Raw genomic sequence first — 20504 nt, 5'->3', positions numbered from 1 at the left:
ATCCGGTCCGTTACCGCCGCGGGTCGCGGCTCAGGCCCTTGGCCTGCAGTTCCTCCAGATACCCGGCCCACAGGCTCTCCTGTTCGGTGCCGATCTCGTAGAGGTACTTCCAGGTGTAGATGCCGCTGTCGTGCAGGTCGTCGAAGACGATGCGGACGGCATAGTTGCCGACCGGCTCCACCCGCATGATGCCGACATGGCGGCGGCCGGCGACGGTCTGCTTCTGGCTGGGGTTGTGGCCCTGCACCTCGGCGGACGGGCTGACGACGCGCAGGAACTCCGCCGGGTAGGAGAAGGTCCGGCCGTCGTCGAAATCGACCTCCAGCCGCTTCTCCTCCTTCTTCAGGCGGATCTCGGTAGGCCAGTGGACCGTGCCGAAGTCATCGCCACTCATCGCGACGCTCCCGCCTTGTCCAGGCTGCGGGCCTCGTCGATCAGCATGATCGGGATGCCGTCGCGAATCGGGTAGGCCAGTCCGGCGCGCTCGCTGACCAGTTCGCCCCGTTCGGCGTCGTAGCGCAGGGGGCCCTTGGTCAGCGGACAGACCAGGATTTCCAGCAGCTTCGGGTCGACTCGCGCGCTGGTTTTCGATTCGCTGTTCTTGTCCTCGGGCGTCGCCATGTCGTGTCTCGCAGTGTTCAAGGAAAGGATCAATGCTTGGGCGGCGGACCGTCCCCGTCATGGCTGTCGAGAATGGCCATCTCGACCAGCCCGATCAAGAGCTTCCCACGCTCCGCCAGGGTCGGGGCCTCCAGCAGCGCCTGTTTCTCGCCGGGCGTGAAGGGGCAGATCATGGCGAGCGAGTTGACCAGCCGTTCGTCCAGCGTCGATTCGATGGATTTCCAATCGACCGACAGGCCCTGGACGCGGAAATAGCTCTTCAACGCGCCGAGCAGACGATTGCGGTCGATGTCTCCGCAGACCTCGGGTTCCAGGTCGGCGCGGAAGGGGCGCCAGTCGGGAACCACCCGGCGGTAGCCGCGCGCACCCTCCACTTCCCGTCCGATCTCGAAACGGGCGACGCCGGTCAGGGTGATGAGGAGGCGGCCGTCGTCGGTCTCGGCGAAGCTGGTGATGCGGCCGGCACAGCCGCAGTCATAGACGGCCGGTTCGCGCTCCCGACCCGCGGGGTCGAGCGGCTGGATCATGCCGATCATGCGGCCGCTGCCCAGCGCGTCCTCAACCATGGCGAGGTAGCGTGGCTCGAAAATGTTCAGCGGCAGCCTTGCCCGTGGCAGCAGCAGGACGCCGGCCAACGGAAAGATGGGCAGCATCCCCGGCAACTGGCTGAAATCCGGGTCGAAGGGGTTTCTGGTTGGGTTCCTGGTCATGCCAATCAGATAGAACCCCTTCGCCGGTGGAACAGCCGTCCTTTGTCCGGAAAAGCGTCAGCTGAACATCATGGTCGACAGACGGCGGCGGGTCTTCACCGTCAGCGGGTCGGTCTGGCCGAACGCCTCGAAGAACTTCACCAGCTGCTTGCGGGCGCCGTCCTCGTTCCAGGTCCGGTCGCGCTTGAAGATCTCCAGCAGCTCGTCCACCGCGGCTTCGCGCTTGCCGGCGGCGAACAGCGCCATGGCGAGGTCGAAGCGCGAGGCATGGTCGTTCGGGTCGTGGGCGACCTTCTCCATCAGCTCGGGGATCGGGCCGGCGTTGGCGGCCTGCTCCGCCACGTCGAGGGCGGCGCGGACGTTGGCCAGCTCCTTGTCCTTGGCGATGGCTTCCGGCGCCTGGGCCAGCATCTGCTTGGCGTTCTCCAGGTCGCCGGCGGCGATCAGGCAGCGGATGATGCCGGCATAGGCCTGGGCGTTCTCCGGCTCGGCCTGCATGATCTGGCTGTAGAGGTCGAGCGCGCCCTGCAGATCGCCGCCCTCCATCAACTCCTTGGCCTGGGCGAAGGCTTCCTCCAGCAGGTCGCCGGCACCGCCGCCGACGCCGGCCTGCTTGGCCAGCGCCACCAGCTTGTCGACGAAGGCCTTCACCTGCGATTCGGGCAGGGCGCCCATGAATCCGTCGACCGGCCGGCCCTGGAAGAACGCGTAGACCGCCGGGATCGACTGCACGCGGAGCTGCGAGGCGATCATCGGGTTGGCGTCGGTGTCGATCTTCACCAGGCGCACCGCGCCCTTGGCGGCGCGAACCACCTTCTCGATGATCGGGCCCAACTGCTTGCAGGGGCCGCACCAGGGCGCCCAGAAATCGACGATCACCGGAACGTCGCGCGAGGCCTCGATCACGTCGGCCATGAAGGCGCGGTCGCTGCTGTCCTTGACGACGTCGGCGGCACCGGGGGCGGCACTGGGGGCAGCACCGGCGGCGGGAGCGGCGGGCTTGGACCCGTTGGCGGGGGGCATGGAGAACATGGCGTGTTTCGGTCCCGTTGGTGATGCCTGGCCCAGTAGGACATCCCGGTGGGCCATGGAGTTGCCGATCCGGCCGTTACCGGCCCGGATCCTGATCGTTGCCGACATATGTGAGCGTGCAAGGCGGCTCAAGCAAGCATTGCGTGGGCAAGCATTGCGTGGAACCGCCGCCGGAGCCGGTCAACCCTCGGTGCGGCCGAAATCGACGATCGCCGGCTCGTGCCCGCAGGCGCGGATGAAGCGCAGCAGGTCGTCGCGCCGGATCGCCGTGGTGCGGTCGTTCAGCAGTGGGTGATAGTTCAGCAGGTCATGCTCCATCATCGCCTGTTGCAGGACGACGCGCACCTTGTGCCCGGTGTCGTTGACCAGGGCGAAGGGCGTGACCGACCCCGGCCGGATGCCGAGGACGCGCCACAGCCGGTCGGCCGAGGCGAAGGACAGCCGCGCCGACCCGATCGCCTTGTCCAGCCGGTTCAGGTCGACCCGCGCATCCTCCAGCGCCACCACCAGCCAATGCTGATCCTTCTTGTCCTTCAGGAACAGGTTCTTGCAATGGCCGCCGGGCAGGGCGCCGCGCAGGGCCTTGCTCTCCTCCACCGTGTGCAGCGGCGGGTGGCTGTGCGTGGTCGCCTGGATGCCCAGCGCGTCGAGCCGCGCCAGCAGTTGGTCCGGCGAGGTCGGCAGCGGCGCCGCCTGATCCGGAAGGGAGGTCGATGCGGTGTCCATGACAGCCCTTGTACCGGGCGCGCGTAAAATCGTCCAGCCGGTGAAAAAAACTGAAACAAGGCGCTTGCAATGCGTCGGCCGATGAGTATAGTCCGCCGCACACCGCCGGACGGCACCGACAAGCTGCTGAACGACGGTACGGAGCGCGGGCGTAGCTCAGGGGTAGAGCACAACCTTGCCAAGGTTGGGGTCGAGGGTTCGAATCCCTTCGCCCGCTCCAGTTTCCTCCAGCCTTCCTGCTGGAGCATGCGATCTCAAAAGGCCGGACCTTCGGGTGCCGGCCTTTCGCTTTTCGGCATTCGCATTTGCCTGCCTGTCATCTTCGGACCACCCGTCCCGCCCCGGCCCCACGGTCTCACCGTCCCGCGCGTCGCAGTTCCTCTGCCTTTTCCTCCGACCTGGGCGCCCGGCGGTGCCGGCCCGCTTTTGCGGGTTGAATGGCCTATCCTGAGATTGTGCCAAGACGAGACATCGGCATCATACAATTGTAGTCGAGATCCCCACCTTCTACTCAAGCGCGTTTTTCCGACTCCGCCCAGTTCCCACCGCCTGCTGCGGCAGTTATGGATCCCCGAGGCTTGCCTGGTGACTTTCTTATAATTTCACGTCAAGAGCGTGTGCCTCTTGGTTATAACCAGCAAGGCGGGATGAAATTTCCTATGACGTATTTACAGATTGTCAACCTCCTTGCGTATGACGGCTTATGCGGGTACACTTCAAAATCTAAATAAATGGCGTCTAAAGCTCCGGGGGTTGTGTCGCTCGCAAATGTTCCGCGGAAAAGCGCGTTGAAGTCCCGAATCCTTCCCGCATAAGGACACCCGGATCGCTTGATCCGTCCGCCGATGCCGGTCACCGGCCGCATGGCGGACGGGTCCGCCGGCTTCGGGATCGAGCGACGCAGGAACCGTCACTGCTCCCAACGCCCCCTCCGAACCCGATCCAGACACGAAGACCAGACCGAAGAAAGGACCCTGCCATGGCCATGCAACGCTATCTCGTCGACTACCGCCGGCTGTCCACCGACGCCCTCGCCAAATGGTCGTCGGTGCCCAGCAGCGTCGCCTCCGATGCGCTGAACCGCTGCCAGAGCATGGATTCGCGGATCAAGCCGATGGTGCCGGGCATGCGCATCTGCGGTCAGGCCCGCACCGTCGTCACCATGCCCGGCGACAACAGCATGGTTCATCATGCCGTCAGCCTGGCCGAACCGGGCGACGTCGTCGTCGTGGCCGGCGGCGGTCTGGATGACGTGGCGCTGGCCGGTGAATGGGTGGTGCGCTGCTGCAAGCGCCGGGCGCTCGGCGGGTTGGTGGTCGACGGCTCCGTCCGCGACCTGCACGAAATCCGCGGACTCGGCCTGCCGGTGTTCGCCAAGGGGGCGGTTGCCCGTGGCCCGCACAAGAATTTCGGCGGCAAGATGGACGTCACCGCGGCCATCGGCGGCGTGCCGGTCAACCCCGGCGACCTGATCCTGGGGGACGAGGACGGCGTGGTGGTCGTGCCGCTGGCTTTCGCCGATGCCGCCCTGGCCCAGAGCCTCGCCCTGCTGGAGCGCGAGCGCCAGTGGACCGAGCAGATCGAGGCCGGCGCCACCCTGGTGGATGTGCTGGGCGTCCCGCCGCTGGAGATCGTTCCCGCCGAATGAGCGGATCGGTGTAAGGAAAGCCCCCGCATCGTCGGCCCGACCCGGCCGACCCCGCCCACACGGTGCCGCGTCCATGTCGCTGATTTTCCAGATCGTCCTGCCGATGTTCGGCCTGATCGCCCTTGGCTACTGGGCGGCACGCTACCGCGGCTTCAGCAATGCGATGGTTCAGGGGCTTTCCCGTTTCCTCGGCATCTATGCGCTGCCGGCGCTGCTGTTCTCAAACATGGCGCGGGCGGACATTCCCGATCCTCTGGAATGGGCGGTGCTGGGGTCCTTCTACATCGCGGCGGTGGCGGTATTCCTGGTGGGCGGGCTGTGGATGCGGATGGCCGGCCGGCGGGAGCAGATCGCACCCATTGGCCTCGCCAGTTCTTTTTCCAACATCGCGCTTCTCGGCTCGCCCATCATCATGGAGGCCTATGGGCCGACGGTGGCGGTGCCGGTGATGCTGCTGATCGTCTTTCAGTCGCCCTTGCTGTTCACCTCCGCCACCATGCTGGCGGAGACCCAGCGGTCGGCGCGCGGCGGCCGGTCCGGGCGCCCGGTGCAGGCGACGCTGGGGGCGGCCAAGGCGACGCTGACCAGCCCGCTGGTGGTGTCGGTCATCCTCGGGTTGGCGGCCAACCTGATCCATCTGCCGATCCCGCCCATGGTGATGAAGAGCTTCACCATGATGGCGCAGACGGTGCTTCCATGCGCCTGCTTCACGCTGGGCGCGTCGCTGGCGCTCAGCCCGGCCTCGGGCGCGGTGCTGCCCGCGACGGTCGTGGCCCTGCTGAAGACCGGGCTGCATCCGCTGCTGACCTGGCTGCTGGCCACCCATGTCTTCGACCTGCCGCCGGTGTGGGTCGCCCCGGCCGTGACCGCCGCGGCCCTGCCCATCGGCATCAACGCCTATGTTTTCGCCGAGCGCTACAACGCCGGGCGGGACGTGGTGTCGATGTCGCTGTTGATCTCCACCCTGCTGTCGCCGGTGTCGATCTCCATCGCCTTCATGGTGTCGGCCGCGGGCTGAAGCGGTATGCGCCGGCGGCACGTCTACTTGGCATATCTTTGAAAAGACTAAGAATAGACTTTCAGGCCCTGCCATAACCCGGGCGGGAAGGAATGTCCATTGACGCCCTCCCATGCGGCAGTATGACCGGGATTCGCGCCGTTGATGCGAGAGTGAATTCCTGTTACCCTCTAATTGTATGCATTCTGAAGCAAAACGACTGCGCCAGGGCTGTTTCTTGTTCTGGAAAAACGCGGAAAAGGGGAAATCTCTGCTGGCGCAGTGGTGTCCGGCCGGTTTGGATCCTGACAAGAGAAGGCCACCCCGCCTTGACGCATATCGTAGTATGCTTAAGACTTGCATGCGGGAATATGTCAAAAAATCGGCGAACGATTGTGACAGATCAAAGATCCTGACAAAAGAACTGCCGTTAATCATTGAAAAAGATTTTCGGGATGAGATGACGCGGTGGCGGTCGTGCCGGCGGGACGGCCGCCCCGGTTACGGATTCGGACCCGTAAAGGGATCTCGTTCCAACCACGTATCGCGGAGCGGTGCGGCGATGGCGGAACGCAGGGCGGCGCCGATGGCGCAGCCGGCGTCGCGCGACCGCGGCCCGTTCCTCCGCTCCAATGCCATGCCGGATGGTTCGCGCCACGGACCGGCGGCCGACGCAGGTGCCCCATGACCCTCCTCAACAACTTCCACATCCCCGTCAAGATGGCCATTCCGGCGACGACGGCGATCATCGGCATGCTGGTGATCGCGCTGCTCGGCTGGTCGGCGATCACCCAGCAGTCGACGCTGCTCGATACCCTGTTCAACCGCTCCTTCACGCGTGAGGCGGAGATCCAGGGACTGACCGACACCTTGACGATGGCCCACGCCGGCATGTACCGGACCGTGATCCTCAGCAGCGCGAATGCCTCGCCCAAGGCGGTGGATGAGGAGATGAAGGCCCTCAACGGCCAACTCGACAAGCTGAAGGGCCAATCGGAAGCATTGAAGGGCGCCACTGCCGAAACCGACGAGGAAGCGAAGTATTTCGAGCGGTTCGGCAGCGATGCCGCGACCTATCTGGCAAAGGTGGGGAGCTTCCTCGACCTGCTGAAGATGGGTGTCGATCCGCTGGACTTCCTGCAGGAGGTGCAGTCGGCCTACACCCGCCTGCACGCGACCAGCCGCGACTACCTGAACTACAAGCGCAAGGTCTCCACCGACGCCTACACCCAGGTCAACGCGTCGGTCGATAACACGACCCAGGCCTTCATGCTGGTGGCGGGGGGCGCGTTGCTGGTGACGGTCGGCGTCGCTCTGTTCATCGGCATGAACATCGCCCGGCCCATCGTGCGCCTGACCGACGTGATGGAACGCCTGGCCCGCGGCAACCTGGAGGCCGATATTCCCGCCGCGAACCGCGGCGACGAGATCGGCCAGATGGCCCGCACCGTCCAGGTGTTCAAGGAGAACGCCATCCGGGTGCAGGAACTGTCCCGCGAGCAGGAGGCGATGCGCATCCGCAACGAACAGGAACGGCGTCAGGCAATGTCGGCGCTCGCCAACGACCTGGAGGCGTCGGTCAAGGCGATGATGGGCGAGGTGGTGCGCTCCGCCACGTCGATGCGCAACGAAGCCAATTCGATGCTCGACAATGCCAAGCAGACCAGCCACCACAGCGACAGCGTCGCCCATTCCGTGCAGGAGGCGACCAGCGAGGTGGAGAGCGTGGCGGCCGGTGCCGAGCAGCTCCGCGCCTCCATCGACGAGATCACCCGCTCCATCAGCCAGTCGGCGCAACTTGCCCGCGGCGCCGTGGACGAAGCCGGCCGCACCGACAGCATCGTCCAGGGGCTGAGCGAGGCCAGCCGCAAGATCGAGGAGGTCGTCGGCCTGATCCAGTCGATCGCCGGCCAAACCAACCTGCTGGCGCTGAACGCCACCATCGAGGCGGCGCGCGCCGGTGAGGCCGGCAAGGGCTTCGCCGTCGTGGCGCAGGAGGTGAAGAGCCTCGCCAACCAGACCGCCAAGGCGACGGAGGAGATCGGCGCGGAAATCGCGGCGGTCCAGGCCGCCACCCATGCCGCGGTCGGCGCCATCCGCGCCATCGTCGGCACCATCCGTCAGGTCGACGAGTCGCTCGGCACCGTCGCCGCCGCGGTGGAAGAGCAGGACGCCGCCACCCGCGACATCAGCGCCCGGTCCCAGCGCGCCGCCGTCGACACCATGGCGGTGATGCAGGAAATGCGTCTGGTCCAGCAGGCCGCCGAGACCACCGGCCATTCCGCCGGCTCGGTCCAGAACACCACGGAAGAGCTGTCGCGCAGCTTCAACCGTCTGGACCATGAAATCGAAGCCTTCATCACCCGCATCACCGCGGCGTGACGCGGGGGTGAGGTGACGATGCCCTCTCCTGAGATCGGACGGACCTTCGGTCCGCCGAAGGCAGGGGAGGGCGCTTTTATGTGGATGCTGTTGGTCTTGGGGCGTGCCATGCCCCCTCCCTAACCCTCCCCCGCCTTTGGCGGTGGAGGGGACTGCCGCTGTACTGGAAATCCACCCTCTACCGTGAAGCGGGGGAGGGGAGGGGAGGGGCCCATGGCAACGCCATGGGAAGGGAGGGGGCATCGTCAGCCGACACCCCGCCGGACATCACCCCACCAGCACGCCCTTGCGCGTATCCGCCCACTCCCGCGCCGTCGTCGGGCGGCCGTCGGTGTCGATCAGGCCGCGGGTGAACAGTTCCTCGGCGTGGCGGATGAAGAAGGCGGCGGTGCTCGGCCGCTCCCAATGCTCCATCCAGTTCTGTTCCAGGAAGGCCAGGATTCCCGGCTGGTCCAGTTCGACCTCCCACAGCACGCCGAGCAGCGAGGTCTGCTGCTCCTCATGCATGCAGTCCTCGAAGCACAGGCGCTTGTCGGCGCGGGCTTCCTTGCGGGCGGTGGTCTCCGGGCCGGGGCCCAGGCCGTAGTCGATCAGGGTCCGCCGCTCCGGCGCCGCGCACAGCCAATGCGCCACCTCATGCACGATCACCGTCGCCTCGACATCGGTGCGGATCACCTTGCCGTCCCACATGAAGGAGCGGCTGGGCGGCTCATCCAGCGTGTCGATGCCGTGGGCATGGGCCAGCCGCACCGCCTCGGCCCGATGGGCCGGCGTGTCGACGCCGCCGCCGGGTTCGTCCTCCGGCCGCACGGGCCAGGTCGCGGCGATCCGGCGGAAGGCGGCCTGCGCTTGGGCATGGCCGTCCAGATGGGCGTCGAAGGCCGCGATGGCCTTCGGCATGTCGTCGATGGCGATGGGGGTCAGGATCATGGCGCCTATGTGCCCAAGGGGGCGTCCCGGCGCAAGGGGAATGTAACGCGGCAAAGGAGCAGGACTGCCCGGCAGAAGAAGGACGCCGGCAAGACCCGGTCTTTTCGGGACCTGCCGACGCCATAACTGTCACGGCTGCGCTGAAGTTCAGTGCCGCTTCTTACGCCGCCCGCATATCGGTCAGGAAGCGCGACACGAAGCCGCGCAGGTCCGTCGCCTCATGGTTCAGCCCGTCGGCGGCGGTCAACACCTCGCGCGAGGCGTCGCCGGTGGATGCGGCGGCCTCCGATACGCCGGCGATGTTGCCGGAGACCTGCTGGGTGCCTCGCGCCGCTTGCTGGACGTTGCGGCTGATCTCCTTGGTGGCAGCACCCTGCTCCTCCACCGCGGCGGCGATGGTGGTGGAGATGTGGTTGATCTCGGCGATCACCCGGCCGATCTCGGCGATGGCGCCGGCGGCCTGCCGGCTGATCTCCTGGATGCCGGCGATCTGGCTGCCGATCTCCTCCGTCGCCTTGGCGGTCTGGTTGGCGAGGCTCTTCACCTCCGACGCCACCACCGCGAAGCCCTTGCCGGCTTCACCGGCGCGTGCCGCCTCGATGGTGGCGTTCAGCGCGAGAAGATTGGTCTGGCTGGCGATGTCGGTGATCAACTGCACCACCTCGCCGATGCGTTGGGCGGCATCGACCAGCCCGCGGACGGTGCCATCGGTCTTCTCGGCGGTCGCGACCGCCTGCCCGGCGATGCGGGTGCTCTCGGCCACCTGCCGGCCGATCTCGGCGATGGAGGCGGTCAGCTCTTCGGTCGCGGCGGCCACCGTCTCCACGTTGCCGGTCGCCTCATGGGAGGCGTTGGCGACCGCGTCGGCCTGCCGGGTGGTCTGCTCGGCGGTGGCGGACATGGTCTGCGCGGTCGCCTGAAGCTGCGTCGCCGCCGCCGACACCCGGCCCAGCGCCGCCAGGACCAGCCGGTCGAATTCCTGGGTCAGCCGGTCGATCCGCTCGCCGCGGCCGCGCCGCGCCTCATGGTCGGCACGTTGGGTCTCGGCAATGCGGTCGCTCTCGATCAGGCTGTCCTTGAAGACCTGCAGCGCTTTGGCCATGCCTCCGATCTCGTCGGCGCGGTCCAGGCCGGGGATGTCGACGCTGCGGTCGCCGCCGGCCAGCCGGGTCATGCGGTCTGTGATCGCCACCACCGGGCGCGACAGCCCGCGCCCGATCAGCAGCGCGGTCGCCAGCCCCAGGACCACCGCGACCAGAGAAGCGGCGATCATCACGGTGAGCGCCTTGGTGATGAAGGCACCGGTCTCCTCGCCCAGCTTCTTCTGATGGTCGACGCTGGCGACGGTCAACTGCTCCGCCTCGACGGCAATGGAGTCGCCGACGGGGGTCAGCACCTCGGCCACCAGCCGGTCGCGCTCGGTCGTCGCCTTGACCACGGCGTTGAAGCCGGTGGTGTAGACGCGCAGCATCGCGGTGTAGGACATCGCCATCTTGCGGCGGTCCAGGTCGGTCAGCTTCGCCATCATCGCCCCGCCGCGGCTGGCGGCGTCGGTGAATTGCGAGCGGGTCTGGCTCGCCAGGGCCGGGGAGCCGTCGACGTTGTAACGCGTGGCCGAGACACGGGCGGACAGCATGTGGCGCAGCGCCATGCCCGCCAGATAGGCGGCGTCGGTGTCGCCGGCGGCGCCGGCGCTGTCCATGATGGCGTCCAGGGCACCCTCCAGCCGGGGTCCGATCTCGTCCAGTTCGGCGATGGCCTTGCTGCGCTGGGCCTGCAGTTCCATCGTCGCGGCGAAGGCCTCCTGATACTGGGCGATCTCCTGCGCCATGTGGTCGACGGTCTGCAGCAGGGCCAAATCGGCGAACAGGGTGCGGGCCTTGTCGATGGTCTGCGCCGCCTCGCCGGCAAGACGGCGGACGGTGGTGCCGACCTCCGGATCACCGGTCAGCAGGAAGCGGGTGGATTGCTGGCGCATCTCCAGCATCAGGGCCTGGATGCGTCCGGCTTCGTTGGTCTGCTGGCCGAGCCGCCGGTAGGTCTCCACCGCACCGCCGGCATCGGATAGGGCCACCACGCCGATGCCGCCGATCAGCACCAGGAACACCAGAATGCCGGCACTGGCCGCCGTGATCTTGGAACCCACGGAAAAGCGATTGAAAAGGCTCATGGTCGAGGCCTCCATCGGCACAGGGTCGCTGCTCAGCGCTTGGTCGGGCCGACCGGAAAAGGTCAGCCCCCACGACCTGTTTCAGGAAGCATGCCACATGCCCCGGTATGGCCGGACCGTAGGGGTCGGCAGTGGGAAGGGGCCCGGGTAACGCAGGGGAACGCAACGGACGACAGGCGTGGAATAAACGGACGCCTTGCATGTTTGCCCGGTGCGAGGGGACGCGGGCTGCCGTCCCGCGGGCGCTTTCCCGGGCGGAAAGGCCATTTTTTGTGCCGCGGCGGTCACAGGAGAGGCATTTTGAACATCCCCTGGTATCGTGGTATATGCCAAAGGGCGCAGCGGCCGTCCGGGGTCGTCGCCGATCCCTCATCCTCCCGGTCTCTGACGCTTTGACCCGACGGCTGGCCATGTCCATTCCCGACGCGCCCATTTCCGCGGCCTCTTCGGATGCCCGCACCGCTTCCGCACGCCGTCCCGGCGATGTCCAGCCGCGCACCGGCCAGCCATCCACCGGCCGGTCGGGCACCGACCGTTCGGGCCGTCCGCGGCGCGGACGCCTGTCGGTGGTCATCCCCTTCTACAACGAAGGTCCCAACATCGACGCCCTGTTCGCCCGGCTGACCCCGGTGCTGGACGGGCTTGGGATGGATTGGGAGGTGGTCTGCGTCAACGACGGCAGCCGCGACGACACCGTCGACCGGTTGCTGGACGTCCATGACCGCGACCCGCGGGTGAAGGTGGTCGACCTGTCGCGCAACTTCGGCAAGGAACTGGCGCTGTCCGCCGGGCTCAGCCACACCACCGGCGACGCCGTGGTGCCGATGGACGCCGACCTGCAGCATCCGCCGGAACTGTTGCCGGCCTTCATCGCCAAGTGGCGCGAGGGGTTCGACGTGGTCGTCGCCGTACGGCACGCCCGCGTCGGGCAGAGCCTGAAGCACCGGCTGTTCGCCAAGCTGTTCTACTGGGTTTTCGACCATCTGTCGGAGATCAAGCTTCCCCGCGAGGTCGGTGATTTCCGCCTGATGGACCGCCGCGTGGTCGAGGTGATCAACCGGATGCCGGAGCGCACGCGCTTCATGAAGGGCATCTTCGCCTGGGTCGGCTTCCGGCAGGCCGCCATCCCCTATGAACAGGGCGAGCGTGCCGGCGGCGACACCAAATGGGGCTTCGTCAAGCTTCTGCGCCTGTCTTTCGATGGTCTGACCGCCTTCTCCACCTTCCCCCTGCGGGTCTGGAGTCTGGTGGGCATGGCCGTGTCGGGCGTGGCCTTCATCTATATCCTGATCCGGCTGATCCGCACGCTGCTTTACGGCATCGACGTGCCGGGCTATGAATCGCTGCTGGTCGCGGTGCTGTTCCTGGGCGGCCTCCAGCTGATCACGCTTGGCATCATCGGCGACTATCTGGGCCGCGTCTTTGCCGAGGTGAAGGGCAGGCCGCTGTTCATCGTGCGCTCCGCCCACGGATTCGGCACGTCGGACGAGGAGCACGAGCACCAGTTCGATCCGGTCGGCGACACGGCAGGCCAGGAGCGGCAGCGATGAGCATCGAGACCCGCCTGCGCACCGGCGACGATGACGCCGGTGATGGGATGCCCGCCGCCCGCCGCCGTTCCTCCGGAATCGCCCCGCCATCCTCCGCCCCCGGCACGCCCGCCACTGCCTCCGGCTTCGCGCTGCCGCGTGGCGAGGCGGCGCTGTGGGACGGGCTGTCGCGCGCGCTGCTGCTGGGGCTGCTGATTCTCGCCGCCCTGACCTTCCTCAGCTACGGCATCAGCACGGACGAGGAGGTGCAGCACATCTACGGCAAGAAGCTGCTGTCCTACTACACCAGCTTCTTCCAGGACCGGTCTGCCTTCCATTTCAAGGATCTGGCCTATTACGGCGGTCTGTTCGACCTCGTCACCGCCGTCATCGTGCCCTTTTCCCCCTTCGAGGAATACGAGACGCGGCATCTGCTCTGCGCGCTGGTCGGCGTGCTGGGCATTGCCGGGACATGGCGCTACACCCGGCTGCTGGCCGGGCCGCGCGCCGGCTTCATCGCCGCGGCGCTGCTGTCGCTGAGCGGTGTCTATTACGGTGCGATGTTCAACAACACCAAGGACGTGCCGTTCGCGGCCGGAATGGTGTGGACGCTCTATTTCGCCACCCGCATCCTCAAGCAGCTGCCCCGGCCCCGCCGGAGTGCGGTGCTGAAGTTCGGGCTGGTGCTGGGCCTGACGCTGGCGATCCGCGTCGGTGGGGTGCTGGCCGGTTTCTATCTCGCGGTCGCCATGGCTCTGCATTTCGCCCTGGTGACGCGGCAGGAGGGGCATCGCTGGGCGCTGGTCGATGCGCGCGGCGCCTTTCTGTCCCTGTGGCCGGCGATCCCCGTCGCTTATGCGATCATGGCCGTGTTCTGGCCCTGGGTGGTGCAGAGGCCGTTGCGCAATCCCCTGGAGGCGCTGCGCGTCGTCTCGCACTTCCCCATCGACATCCAGACCCTGTTCATGGGCGAGTTGGTCCATTCCAACGACCCGCCCGCCCTGTATCTGCCGGTCTATCTGGCGGTGAAGCTGCCGGAAGCGGTGGTGATCGGCGTCGCCGCGGCGGTGGTGCTGGCCGGGATCTGGCTGGCCCGCGGCGGCTGGCGGCGGACAGGCGCCTTCACGCTGGTGCGCTACACCCCGCTGGCACTGGCGGGCTTCCTGCCGATCCTGCTGTTCATCCTGATGCGGCCGTCGGTCTACAACGGCATCCGCCATTTCCTGTTCCTGGTGCCGCCCTTCGTGGTGATGGCCGCCATCGCCGCCGACCGGCTGTGGACGCTCTCCCAGCGCGGCGGCCGGGCGCTGGGGCAGGGCTTTGCCGCCGCGATGACCGTGGTCGCGGTGGTGTACGCGTGGCAGTTGGGCGCCATGCATCCGAACCAGTACGTGTACTACAACCAGTTCGTTGGAGGCGTACGGGGCGCCGACGGCAAGTTCGAGCTGGATTACTGGGGCAATTCCCTGCACGAGGCGCTGCAGGAACTGATCGAATATGTCGAGCGCGAGAATGACGGCCGCCCGCCGCCGCGGCAGTACACCCTGACCGTCTGCGGCAACACGCTGGCGGTCCGGTTCGAACTGCCGCCCTGGCTGCGTCTGGTCAATGGGATCGAACCGGACTGGCGTAAGGCCGACTTCTTCCTGGCCTTCACCCAGGTGAAGCGTTGCCCGTCGCTGCTGGACGGCCATCCGATCCTGGAGATCGCGGCCGATGACGTTCCGCTGTCCATCGTCAAGGATCGCCGTCCGCCGAAGGCCGAAGTCCCGACCGAATGACCGCCCGACCCGATGGCCGGCTGAAGTGACCGGTTGAGACAGCGCGGGTGGTTGGGGAGTACCCCCCACCGCTCCGCCGCCGTCTTTCGCCGGATCGCCCTTCGCGGCCCTGTCCGCCAGCCGACCCTCCCCCCACTCTCCGAACCTGCGATTCTGAGGCCGGGCGGAGGCGGGGATGCGGCGCAGGCTGCTCTTGGGCGTTTTATGTCTGCTGCTGTGGAGTGTTCCCCTCGGCCCGACCGGGGCCATCGGACTCGATCGATCCGGTGAGAGGAGCGGCGATCCGCTGGCCGACTTGGTGACCCGCGCGGTGGAGGAGCGCCAGCCGCCGGCCGGGGCGGGCAGTCTGGTCGTCGGCGTGATCCGCGACGGCCGGACGCTGGTGGTCGGGCGCGGCGACGCCGGGCGTCCGGACGGCGGACCGGCGGACGGGCGCACGCTGTTCCAGATCGCCTCCCTCACCAAGCCCTTCACTGGCACCATCATGGCGGAACTGGTGCGGGAGGGCCGCCTGTCCCCCGATGATCCGCTGGAGCGCCATCTGCGGCGTGTCGGGCCGGTGCCGGTCGCCCATCTGCCGGACCATGACGGCATGCGCATCCGCCTGCGCGACCTTGCCACCCACACCGCCGGTCTGCCCAGCGTGCCGGAGACCCCGCGCTTTTCCTGGAACCGGCTGGAGGATCCGCGCAACCCTTACAAGCCGCTGTCGCGGGCCGAGCTTGGGCTGTGGCTGTCGGGCTATCAGTTGCCGGTGCCACCGGGCGTGCGTTTCAGCTATTCCAACGCCGGCATGGCTGTGCTGGGGGAGGCGCTGTCCGCCGCGGCCGGCCAATCCTTTGAGGTCCTGCTGAAGCGGGTGGTGACCGACCGCTTCGGTCTGCGCGACACCACCCTGCAGCCGACGGCGGAGCAGCGGGCGCGCAAGGCGGCCGGCCATGCCCGCGGCCGGATCGTGCCGGATTGGGAGGCGCCGGCGATGCTGCCGGCCTTCGGCCTCTATTCCTCCGCCGACGACATGCTGCGCTGGCTGTCCGCCAACCTGGGCGACTGTCCCGGCCGCGCCGCCGGACCGGACGGACAGGGCTGCGCCCCCGCGGCATCGGCGACCCTGGCGCTGGCCCAGACGGTGCAGGTCGATGGGCGGACTCTGGCGGATGCGGGAAGCCTGGGGACGGGGGCGATGGCGCTCGGCTGGTTCGTCGCCTGGGCGGGGGATGGAACGCCGATCCATTGGCATTCCGGCTCCACCGGCGGGTTCAACGCCTACATCGCCTTTTCGAAGGCGCATCGCTGGGGCGTGGTGGCGCTGACCAACAGCGATCCCGATCAGGTCACCGCCGACCGGGTCGTGATCGACCTCGTCCGTCGCCTGGAGACGCCGCCGGAGGTGGCAAGCTTGCCGTAAGCGGGTTCGTCCTCAATGCAGGCGACGCGGTGCCTTGGCGGGGACTTCAACGTCGGCGCGGGCCTGGGCGATCGGACCGGCCTGATGGTGGGCAAGGCGCCAGCTGCCGTTTTCCCGTGCGAACAGGTTGGTGGCGGCAAGCACGGCACCGCCCAGCGTCTCCTCGCAGACCACCAGGGCGGTGTCGCCATGCAGGGTGACGCGCTCGTTCCTTGCCTCGACGGTGATGCCGCTGGGAGCGCGTAGAACGTCGCGCCAGCTGGTCAGCACGGCATCGCGGCCGAACAGGGCGGTCCAGCCGGGATGGATGCAGGACACGGGCAGCGTCTCCGCCCACAGCGTTTCCATCGCAGCGGCGTCGCGGTTGGTGAAGGCGCGGTAGAAGGCCTGGTTCAGGGCCAGCAGCGTGTCGCGGTCGGTCATGGCTTCTGTCCGGGCGATGGTTCCGGGAACGGGTGAGGCACGGCTGTCCGGCCGGCGTCAGTCCGCTTTTAATGAAGCCACCCGGCATGGGCAAGCGCCGGTCCGGTCGGTTCCGGGCCGGCGCTGTGACAACTTGGCTGCGAAAAAACGCATCAGGCCGTCAGGTTGACGCTCTGCGGCTTCGCCGTCGAGCCCGACGACGAGGCTGCGGCGGCTTCCTTGACCGCCGCGCCGTCCTTGCCGCCGGACAGCCCGTCCACCGGGGCGGACAGGTCGAGCGTCAGGTGGGTGACGCCGTTCTTGGAGGTGGTCGGCTTCAGCACCGCCAGCCCCTTCATCCCGTCGCCGCCGGCTTTGGAGGCCATGTCGTTCAGCTTGCCGAGGATGTCCTTGATCTCGTCCTCGCTGAAGCCTTCGGAACGGACGATCATGCCGGTGGACTTGCCGGTGGCCGTGGTGGTCATGCCGGTGGCGGTCATCGCCATGTCGCCGCCCTTGCCCAGCGAGGCCTGCAGCCGCTGGTCGTCGCGGCGGAAATCCAGAGTCGATTTGGCGAAGGAGATGCGGACGCTGCGGTCACCGTCCTGGATCTCCAACTCGATCCCGTGGGACTCGATCGACCATTGCGACTGGGTGGCCTGCATGTCCACCGACATTTGGCTGAAGTCCATGCCGTCCAGCTTGGATTTCAGCTTGTCGCCGAAGCCGCTGACCGCGTCATCGATGCGGTTCTTCGGAACGCCCAGCATGCTCAGCGCGTCGCCCAACCCCTGCTTCAGCGCGTCGATGCCCTTGCCGAACATGCCGGCCAGATCGTTGCCGTGGTCCAGCGCCGACTGCATCAGCGACTGTGCCTGTTTGGCGCGGTCGACGCCGCTGTTGCCGGCCGCCAAGGCGCCACCGCCGCCCGCCCCCTGGGCGCCGCCCTTGCCGGTCAGGCTGTCCAGCAGCGATTCCATCGACTGGCTGATGGTGTAGGCCGGCGACTGGCTCTTCTTTCCCGCCTTGTCGCCATCGACCGTTTTCGCGTCCGATTTGGCCAGCGCGTCCTTCGCCGTGCCGGCCGTCTTTGACGAGCCGTTCTGCACAGCCGTGGACAGCACCGACGGTTTGCCGTTCGGGCCGCTGAGCTCCGCGTAATACATGGATGCCCCCGCATCGCGTAGTTTGTGTGCAAGCGGAAGCATGACGCCGGCAACCTTTACCAGTTATTAATTTCGGATATTTCTTTGAATGATCGAGATAACTTCGTTACCTTACTAATCGTCGAAGTCTTTATAACTTCCATATCTAAGCTTTCCGCCACTTGTTCCGCCACTTGTTTCGCCTGCGTGACGACCTGCGACGAGCGGCGGCTTTCGCCCGGCCGGGGGCGCTGCTACCCTGATGGCAAAAGGACCCGCAAGAAGGGAACCCGCCATCATGGCCGACCGACTTTCCATCGCGCTCGCCCAGGCCGATCCGGCCGCCGGCAACCTTGCCGCCAACGCCGACCTCATCCGCGCCGCCCGGGCGGAGGCCGCGGCCCGCGGCGCCGACCTCGTCGTTTGTCCGGCCGGCGCGCTATCCGGCGTTCCTCTGCTGGATTTGACCGTTCAGCCTGCCTTCCTCGACGCCGTGGAGGCGACGGCCCGGGCGCTGGCGGCGGATACCGCCGATGGCGGTCCGGCCTTGCTGGTCGGCGCCCCCTGGCGTGACGGAGCCAAGCGGCACAATGCGGCTCTGCTGCTCGACGCAGGCAAGATCGCAGCGGTTCGTTTCCAAGCCGAAATGGGTGGTGGCGAGATCGGCGCGCCGGAGGATGACCGTTACGATGCCGGTCCGATGCCGGGACCGGTGAATGTCCGCGGTGTGCGCGTCGGCCTGCTGATCGGCGGCGATCTGGCGAGCGCCGACGTGACGGAAACGCTGGCCGAAAGCGGCGCCGAATTGCTGGTCGCGCTGCTGGCCGGCCCCTTCGCCCCCGGCCGCGCCGACGATCGGGTGCAAGCCGCCGTCGCGCGGGTGGTGGAGTGCGGCCTGCCCCTGGTCGCGGTGAACGCGGTCGGTGGCGAGGATGAGCGGGTGTTCGACGGCGGCAGCTTCGCCCTCGCGTCCGGCGGCCGGCTGGTCGCCCAGGCCCCGCTGTTCGCCGAGCATCTGCTGTTGTCCCGCTGGGAACGTGGCGACGATGATTCCTGGGGCAGTTCCGAAGCCGAAATGATTGCGCCGGTCGAGGGGGCGGAGGCGCTCTACAGTGCGCTGATGCTGGGTCTGCGCGACGCGGTGGCGAAAGGCGGCGCGCCTGGCGTGGTGGTTGGCCTGACCGGCGGGTTGGACTCGGCGCTGACTGCTGCCATCGCCGTCGATGCGCTTGGGGCGGAGCGGGTGCTGGCCGTCCGGGCGCCGCTGCCGGGCAGCAAAATCGATGCGCTGGCGGACAGCCTGGACGATGCGGCCGAGATCGTCGAGTTGATGGGGTGCCGCCTGGACAATGTGGCGCTGGCCCCGGTGCTGAAAGCCGCCGACTCGCTGCTGGCGCCTGCCTTTGCCGGGCGCGAGTCGGCCGGGGCGGCGGACCGGCTGCATGCCCGCCTGCGTGCCGCAACTTTGGCTGCGCTGGCGGAGCGGATGGGGGCGCTGCTCCTGTCGACCGCCGACCGCACCGACCGGCTGCTCGGCCTTGTGCCCGAGGAGTCGGGCTGCGGTTATGCCGTGCTGGCCGACCTGCCGAAGACCGCGGTGCTGGAACTGGCGGGCTGGCGCAACGCCAACCAGCCGGCGGGATCGCGCGGGCCAGCCGGGCGGGTGGTTCCGGAACGGGTGCTGACGCGCCGGCTGAAGGCCGCGACGCCGGCCGGATTGCCGCCGGTGGAGGCGCTGGACGATCTGCTGGCCGGCCTGCTCGACGGCGGGCTTTCGCCGGCCGATCTCGTCGGACGCGGACATGCGGCCGAGACCGTGGAACTGGTCTGGCGGATGGTGGTTCAGGCCGAAGCGGACCGCCGCCGGGCGCCGCCGGGGCCGCGGGTCTCGCGCCAAGCCGTCGCGCGGCTGCGGCGCCTTCCCGCCGGCGGGGGTGTCATCGGTCTGGCTTGAGCGGATTGGGGGGCGAAGGGGAGCGAACGGCCCCCCTTCGCATTTCCTTTTGCCGGGCCGGGCGTCAGCCGCGGGTCAGCTTGATGATCGTGGCAAGCATGCCGAAGGCCCACAGCACGGCCGGCAGCACAATCCAGGTCGGATGGAAGATGATCGCCAGCGGCATGATGAAGATCAGCAGCATGGCCGGGAAGACGAGATAGGGAGAGTTGCCCCAGTTGGTCGACAACCCGGCCGGGTTCTCGTCTTCACCGAAAAAAGCATCGGCGGTAACCGCTTGGTCCGTCATCTCTATCACCCAAAGTTTTTGTGGTTATTCCCTGTCCCGCACTGCAGCAGGACGTCGGTTCATACCCCACGATGCTTTGGATGACCAGTGCCCGGCCTTGGCCTTTGCTTTCGACTTTGGTCGAAGGCTACGCAGCCTCGGTGAGTGCCAGCTGCGGACGGCGCAGGCTCGATTGGATGGTGAAGGGCGCGCGGACGCCGCCGTTGAACAGCTCGGCGCATTCCAGGGCCTTCAGCACGCGCTCCTCCGGCGGCTGCCCGGCGGTGGAGGCAAGAGAGCCCAGCGCATAGTCGGAGCCGCAGCCGATGGCGTGATAGCCGCGCACCGCCTCGCCGACCTGATAGTCGGACTGCACGGTGAACAGCCGGCCTTCCAGCCCCACCATGAAGGTGCCGCCAGTCTCCACATCGTTGGATCGGTGGGCGTATCCGCCATCCTTCAGGCAATTGCGGACGGCATCGACGAAGTCCACCACCATGTAGCGGAAGAGATCGGTGTCGCCGTTGCGCGACGGAACCTCCAGCCGGTAGTGCAGCAGTTGGCCCATCCGGAAGGAACTGGTGAAGCCGATCAGGCAATCGCCGTTGCGGAACACCTTGGTGTCGGCGCGCACCGTGATGTCCAGGCCGTTCACCCCGGCGCTGTCGCCGCCCATCCACACCCGGTCGCCGTCCACCAATCCCACAATGCAGGTCATCGCCAGCCCTCGCCCGATAAATACGAAACCGAGGCAAAGGGTGTGGGAAGCCGGTTAATGAATTATTGCCCAGCTTTGTGACA

General features: G+C 67.4%; 18 protein-coding genes and 1 tRNA gene. 8 read left to right on the top strand and 11 right to left on the bottom strand.

What is annotated here, in order from left to right:
- Positions 1-10: 10 nt before the first annotated feature.
- The 5 genes from FZ983_RS03765 to FZ983_RS03745 all read right to left on the bottom strand — a co-directional run bounded on the left by FZ983_RS03765 (position 11) and on the right by FZ983_RS03745 (position 3089).
- Positions 11-394: a DUF971 domain-containing protein gene (locus FZ983_RS03765; RefSeq protein ID WP_149222230.1), complete on the bottom strand. Its 384-nt coding sequence runs from the start codon at positions 392-394 to the stop codon at positions 11-13.
- Positions 391-621 (bottom strand): Trm112 family protein, encoded by a 231-nt coding sequence (locus FZ983_RS03760; RefSeq protein WP_149222229.1) that lies wholly within the window; start codon positions 619-621, stop codon positions 391-393. Before FZ983_RS03760 ends, FZ983_RS03765 begins: the two co-directional genes overlap by 4 nt.
- Before the next feature lie 29 nt (positions 622-650).
- Positions 651-1331 carry an LON peptidase substrate-binding domain-containing protein gene (locus FZ983_RS03755; RefSeq protein WP_188092235.1) on the bottom strand — a complete coding sequence of 227 codons (681 nt, stop codon included), beginning with the start codon at positions 1329-1331 and terminating at the stop codon, positions 651-653.
- Between the two features lie 57 nt (positions 1332-1388).
- Positions 1389-2363 carry a co-chaperone YbbN gene (locus tag FZ983_RS03750; protein ID WP_149222228.1) on the bottom strand — a complete coding sequence of 325 codons (975 nt, stop codon included), beginning with the start codon at positions 2361-2363 and terminating at the stop codon, positions 1389-1391.
- Between the two features lie 180 nt (positions 2364-2543).
- Complete coding sequence (locus FZ983_RS03745) at positions 2544-3089, bottom strand: prolyl-tRNA synthetase associated domain-containing protein (protein ID WP_149222227.1); 546 nt, start codon at positions 3087-3089, stop codon at positions 2544-2546.
- Positions 3090-3234: 145 nt separating this feature from the next.
- Between FZ983_RS03745 and FZ983_RS03740 the strand changes: the two genes are divergently transcribed.
- From FZ983_RS03740 to FZ983_RS03725, 4 genes are all read left to right on the top strand, one after another.
- Positions 3235-3309: transfer RNA gene (locus tag FZ983_RS03740), tRNA-Gly, on the top strand.
- A 759-nt stretch (positions 3310-4068) separates the two neighbouring features.
- On the top strand, positions 4069-4737 hold the full coding sequence (locus tag FZ983_RS03735; RefSeq protein ID WP_014248572.1) for an RraA family protein: 669 nt from the start codon (positions 4069-4071) through the stop codon (positions 4735-4737).
- A gap of 73 nt (positions 4738-4810) precedes the next feature.
- Positions 4811-5755 (top strand): AEC family transporter, encoded by a 945-nt coding sequence (locus FZ983_RS03730; RefSeq protein WP_014248571.1) that lies wholly within the window; start codon positions 4811-4813, stop codon positions 5753-5755.
- 663 nt (positions 5756-6418) lie between these two features.
- On the top strand, positions 6419-8116 hold the full coding sequence (locus tag FZ983_RS03725) for a HAMP domain-containing methyl-accepting chemotaxis protein (protein ID WP_149222226.1): 1698 nt from the start codon (positions 6419-6421) through the stop codon (positions 8114-8116).
- A 267-nt stretch (positions 8117-8383) separates the two neighbouring features.
- Here the strand turns inward: FZ983_RS03725 and FZ983_RS03720 are convergent, their stop codons facing one another.
- Together FZ983_RS03720 and FZ983_RS03715 are read right to left on the bottom strand one after the other, a co-directional pair.
- Positions 8384-9046 (bottom strand): elongation factor P hydroxylase, encoded by a 663-nt coding sequence (locus FZ983_RS03720; protein WP_149222225.1) that lies wholly within the window; start codon positions 9044-9046, stop codon positions 8384-8386.
- A 160-nt stretch (positions 9047-9206) separates the two neighbouring features.
- Complete coding sequence (locus tag FZ983_RS03715) at positions 9207-11216, bottom strand: methyl-accepting chemotaxis protein (protein WP_149222224.1); 2010 nt, start codon at positions 11214-11216, stop codon at positions 9207-9209.
- Between the two features lie 410 nt (positions 11217-11626).
- On the opposite strand from FZ983_RS03715, the gene FZ983_RS03710 reads away from it, so the two are divergent.
- The 3 genes from FZ983_RS03710 (at position 11627) to FZ983_RS03700 (ending at position 15934) form a co-directional block, all read left to right on the top strand.
- Positions 11627-12766, top strand: a complete 1140-nt coding sequence (locus FZ983_RS03710; RefSeq protein ID WP_149222223.1) for a glycosyltransferase family 2 protein — start codon at positions 11627-11629, stop codon at positions 12764-12766.
- The gene (locus tag FZ983_RS03705; protein ID WP_149222222.1) at positions 12763-14526 is read left to right on the top strand and encodes a glycosyltransferase family 39 protein; all 1764 of its coding nucleotides are present in this window, start codon (positions 12763-12765) and stop codon (positions 14524-14526) included. Before FZ983_RS03710 ends, FZ983_RS03705 begins: the two co-directional genes overlap by 4 nt.
- A gap of 175 nt (positions 14527-14701) precedes the next feature.
- The gene (locus FZ983_RS03700; RefSeq protein ID WP_149222221.1) at positions 14702-15934 is read left to right on the top strand and encodes a serine hydrolase domain-containing protein; all 1233 of its coding nucleotides are present in this window, start codon (positions 14702-14704) and stop codon (positions 15932-15934) included.
- A gap of 12 nt (positions 15935-15946) precedes the next feature.
- On the opposite strand, the gene FZ983_RS03695 is transcribed toward FZ983_RS03700, so the two are convergent.
- Together FZ983_RS03695 and FZ983_RS03690 are read right to left on the bottom strand one after the other, a co-directional pair.
- Positions 15947-16357, bottom strand: a complete 411-nt coding sequence (locus tag FZ983_RS03695) for a nuclear transport factor 2 family protein (RefSeq protein WP_149222220.1) — start codon at positions 16355-16357, stop codon at positions 15947-15949.
- Positions 16358-16509: 152 nt separating this feature from the next.
- Complete coding sequence (locus FZ983_RS03690) at positions 16510-17502, bottom strand: hypothetical protein (protein ID WP_149222219.1); 993 nt, start codon at positions 17500-17502, stop codon at positions 16510-16512.
- 277 nt (positions 17503-17779) lie between these two features.
- On the opposite strand from FZ983_RS03690, the gene nadE reads away from it, so the two are divergent.
- The gene (gene nadE, locus FZ983_RS03685) at positions 17780-19435 is read left to right on the top strand and encodes an NAD(+) synthase (RefSeq protein ID WP_149222218.1); all 1656 of its coding nucleotides are present in this window, start codon (positions 17780-17782) and stop codon (positions 19433-19435) included.
- A gap of 64 nt (positions 19436-19499) precedes the next feature.
- Here nadE and FZ983_RS03680 read toward each other — a convergent pair whose 3' ends face one another.
- Entirely contained in the window at positions 19500-19724 is a 225-nt protein-coding gene (locus tag FZ983_RS03680) for a hypothetical protein (RefSeq protein WP_149222217.1), read from the bottom strand.
- A gap of 127 nt (positions 19725-19851) precedes the next feature.
- A complete protein-coding gene (locus FZ983_RS03675) occupies positions 19852-20421 on the bottom strand; it encodes a hypothetical protein (protein WP_149222216.1) in 570 nt (189 codons plus the stop codon).
- Positions 20422-20504: the final 83 nt, after the last annotated feature.

The sequence above is a fragment of the Azospirillum sp. B21 genome, assembly GCF_008364825.1.
Taxonomy (GTDB): Bacteria; Pseudomonadota; Alphaproteobacteria; order Azospirillales; family Azospirillaceae; genus Azospirillum.
The sequence above is the reverse complement of the archived record's forward strand: the minus strand, read 5'-3'. Positions and strand labels throughout refer to the sequence as shown.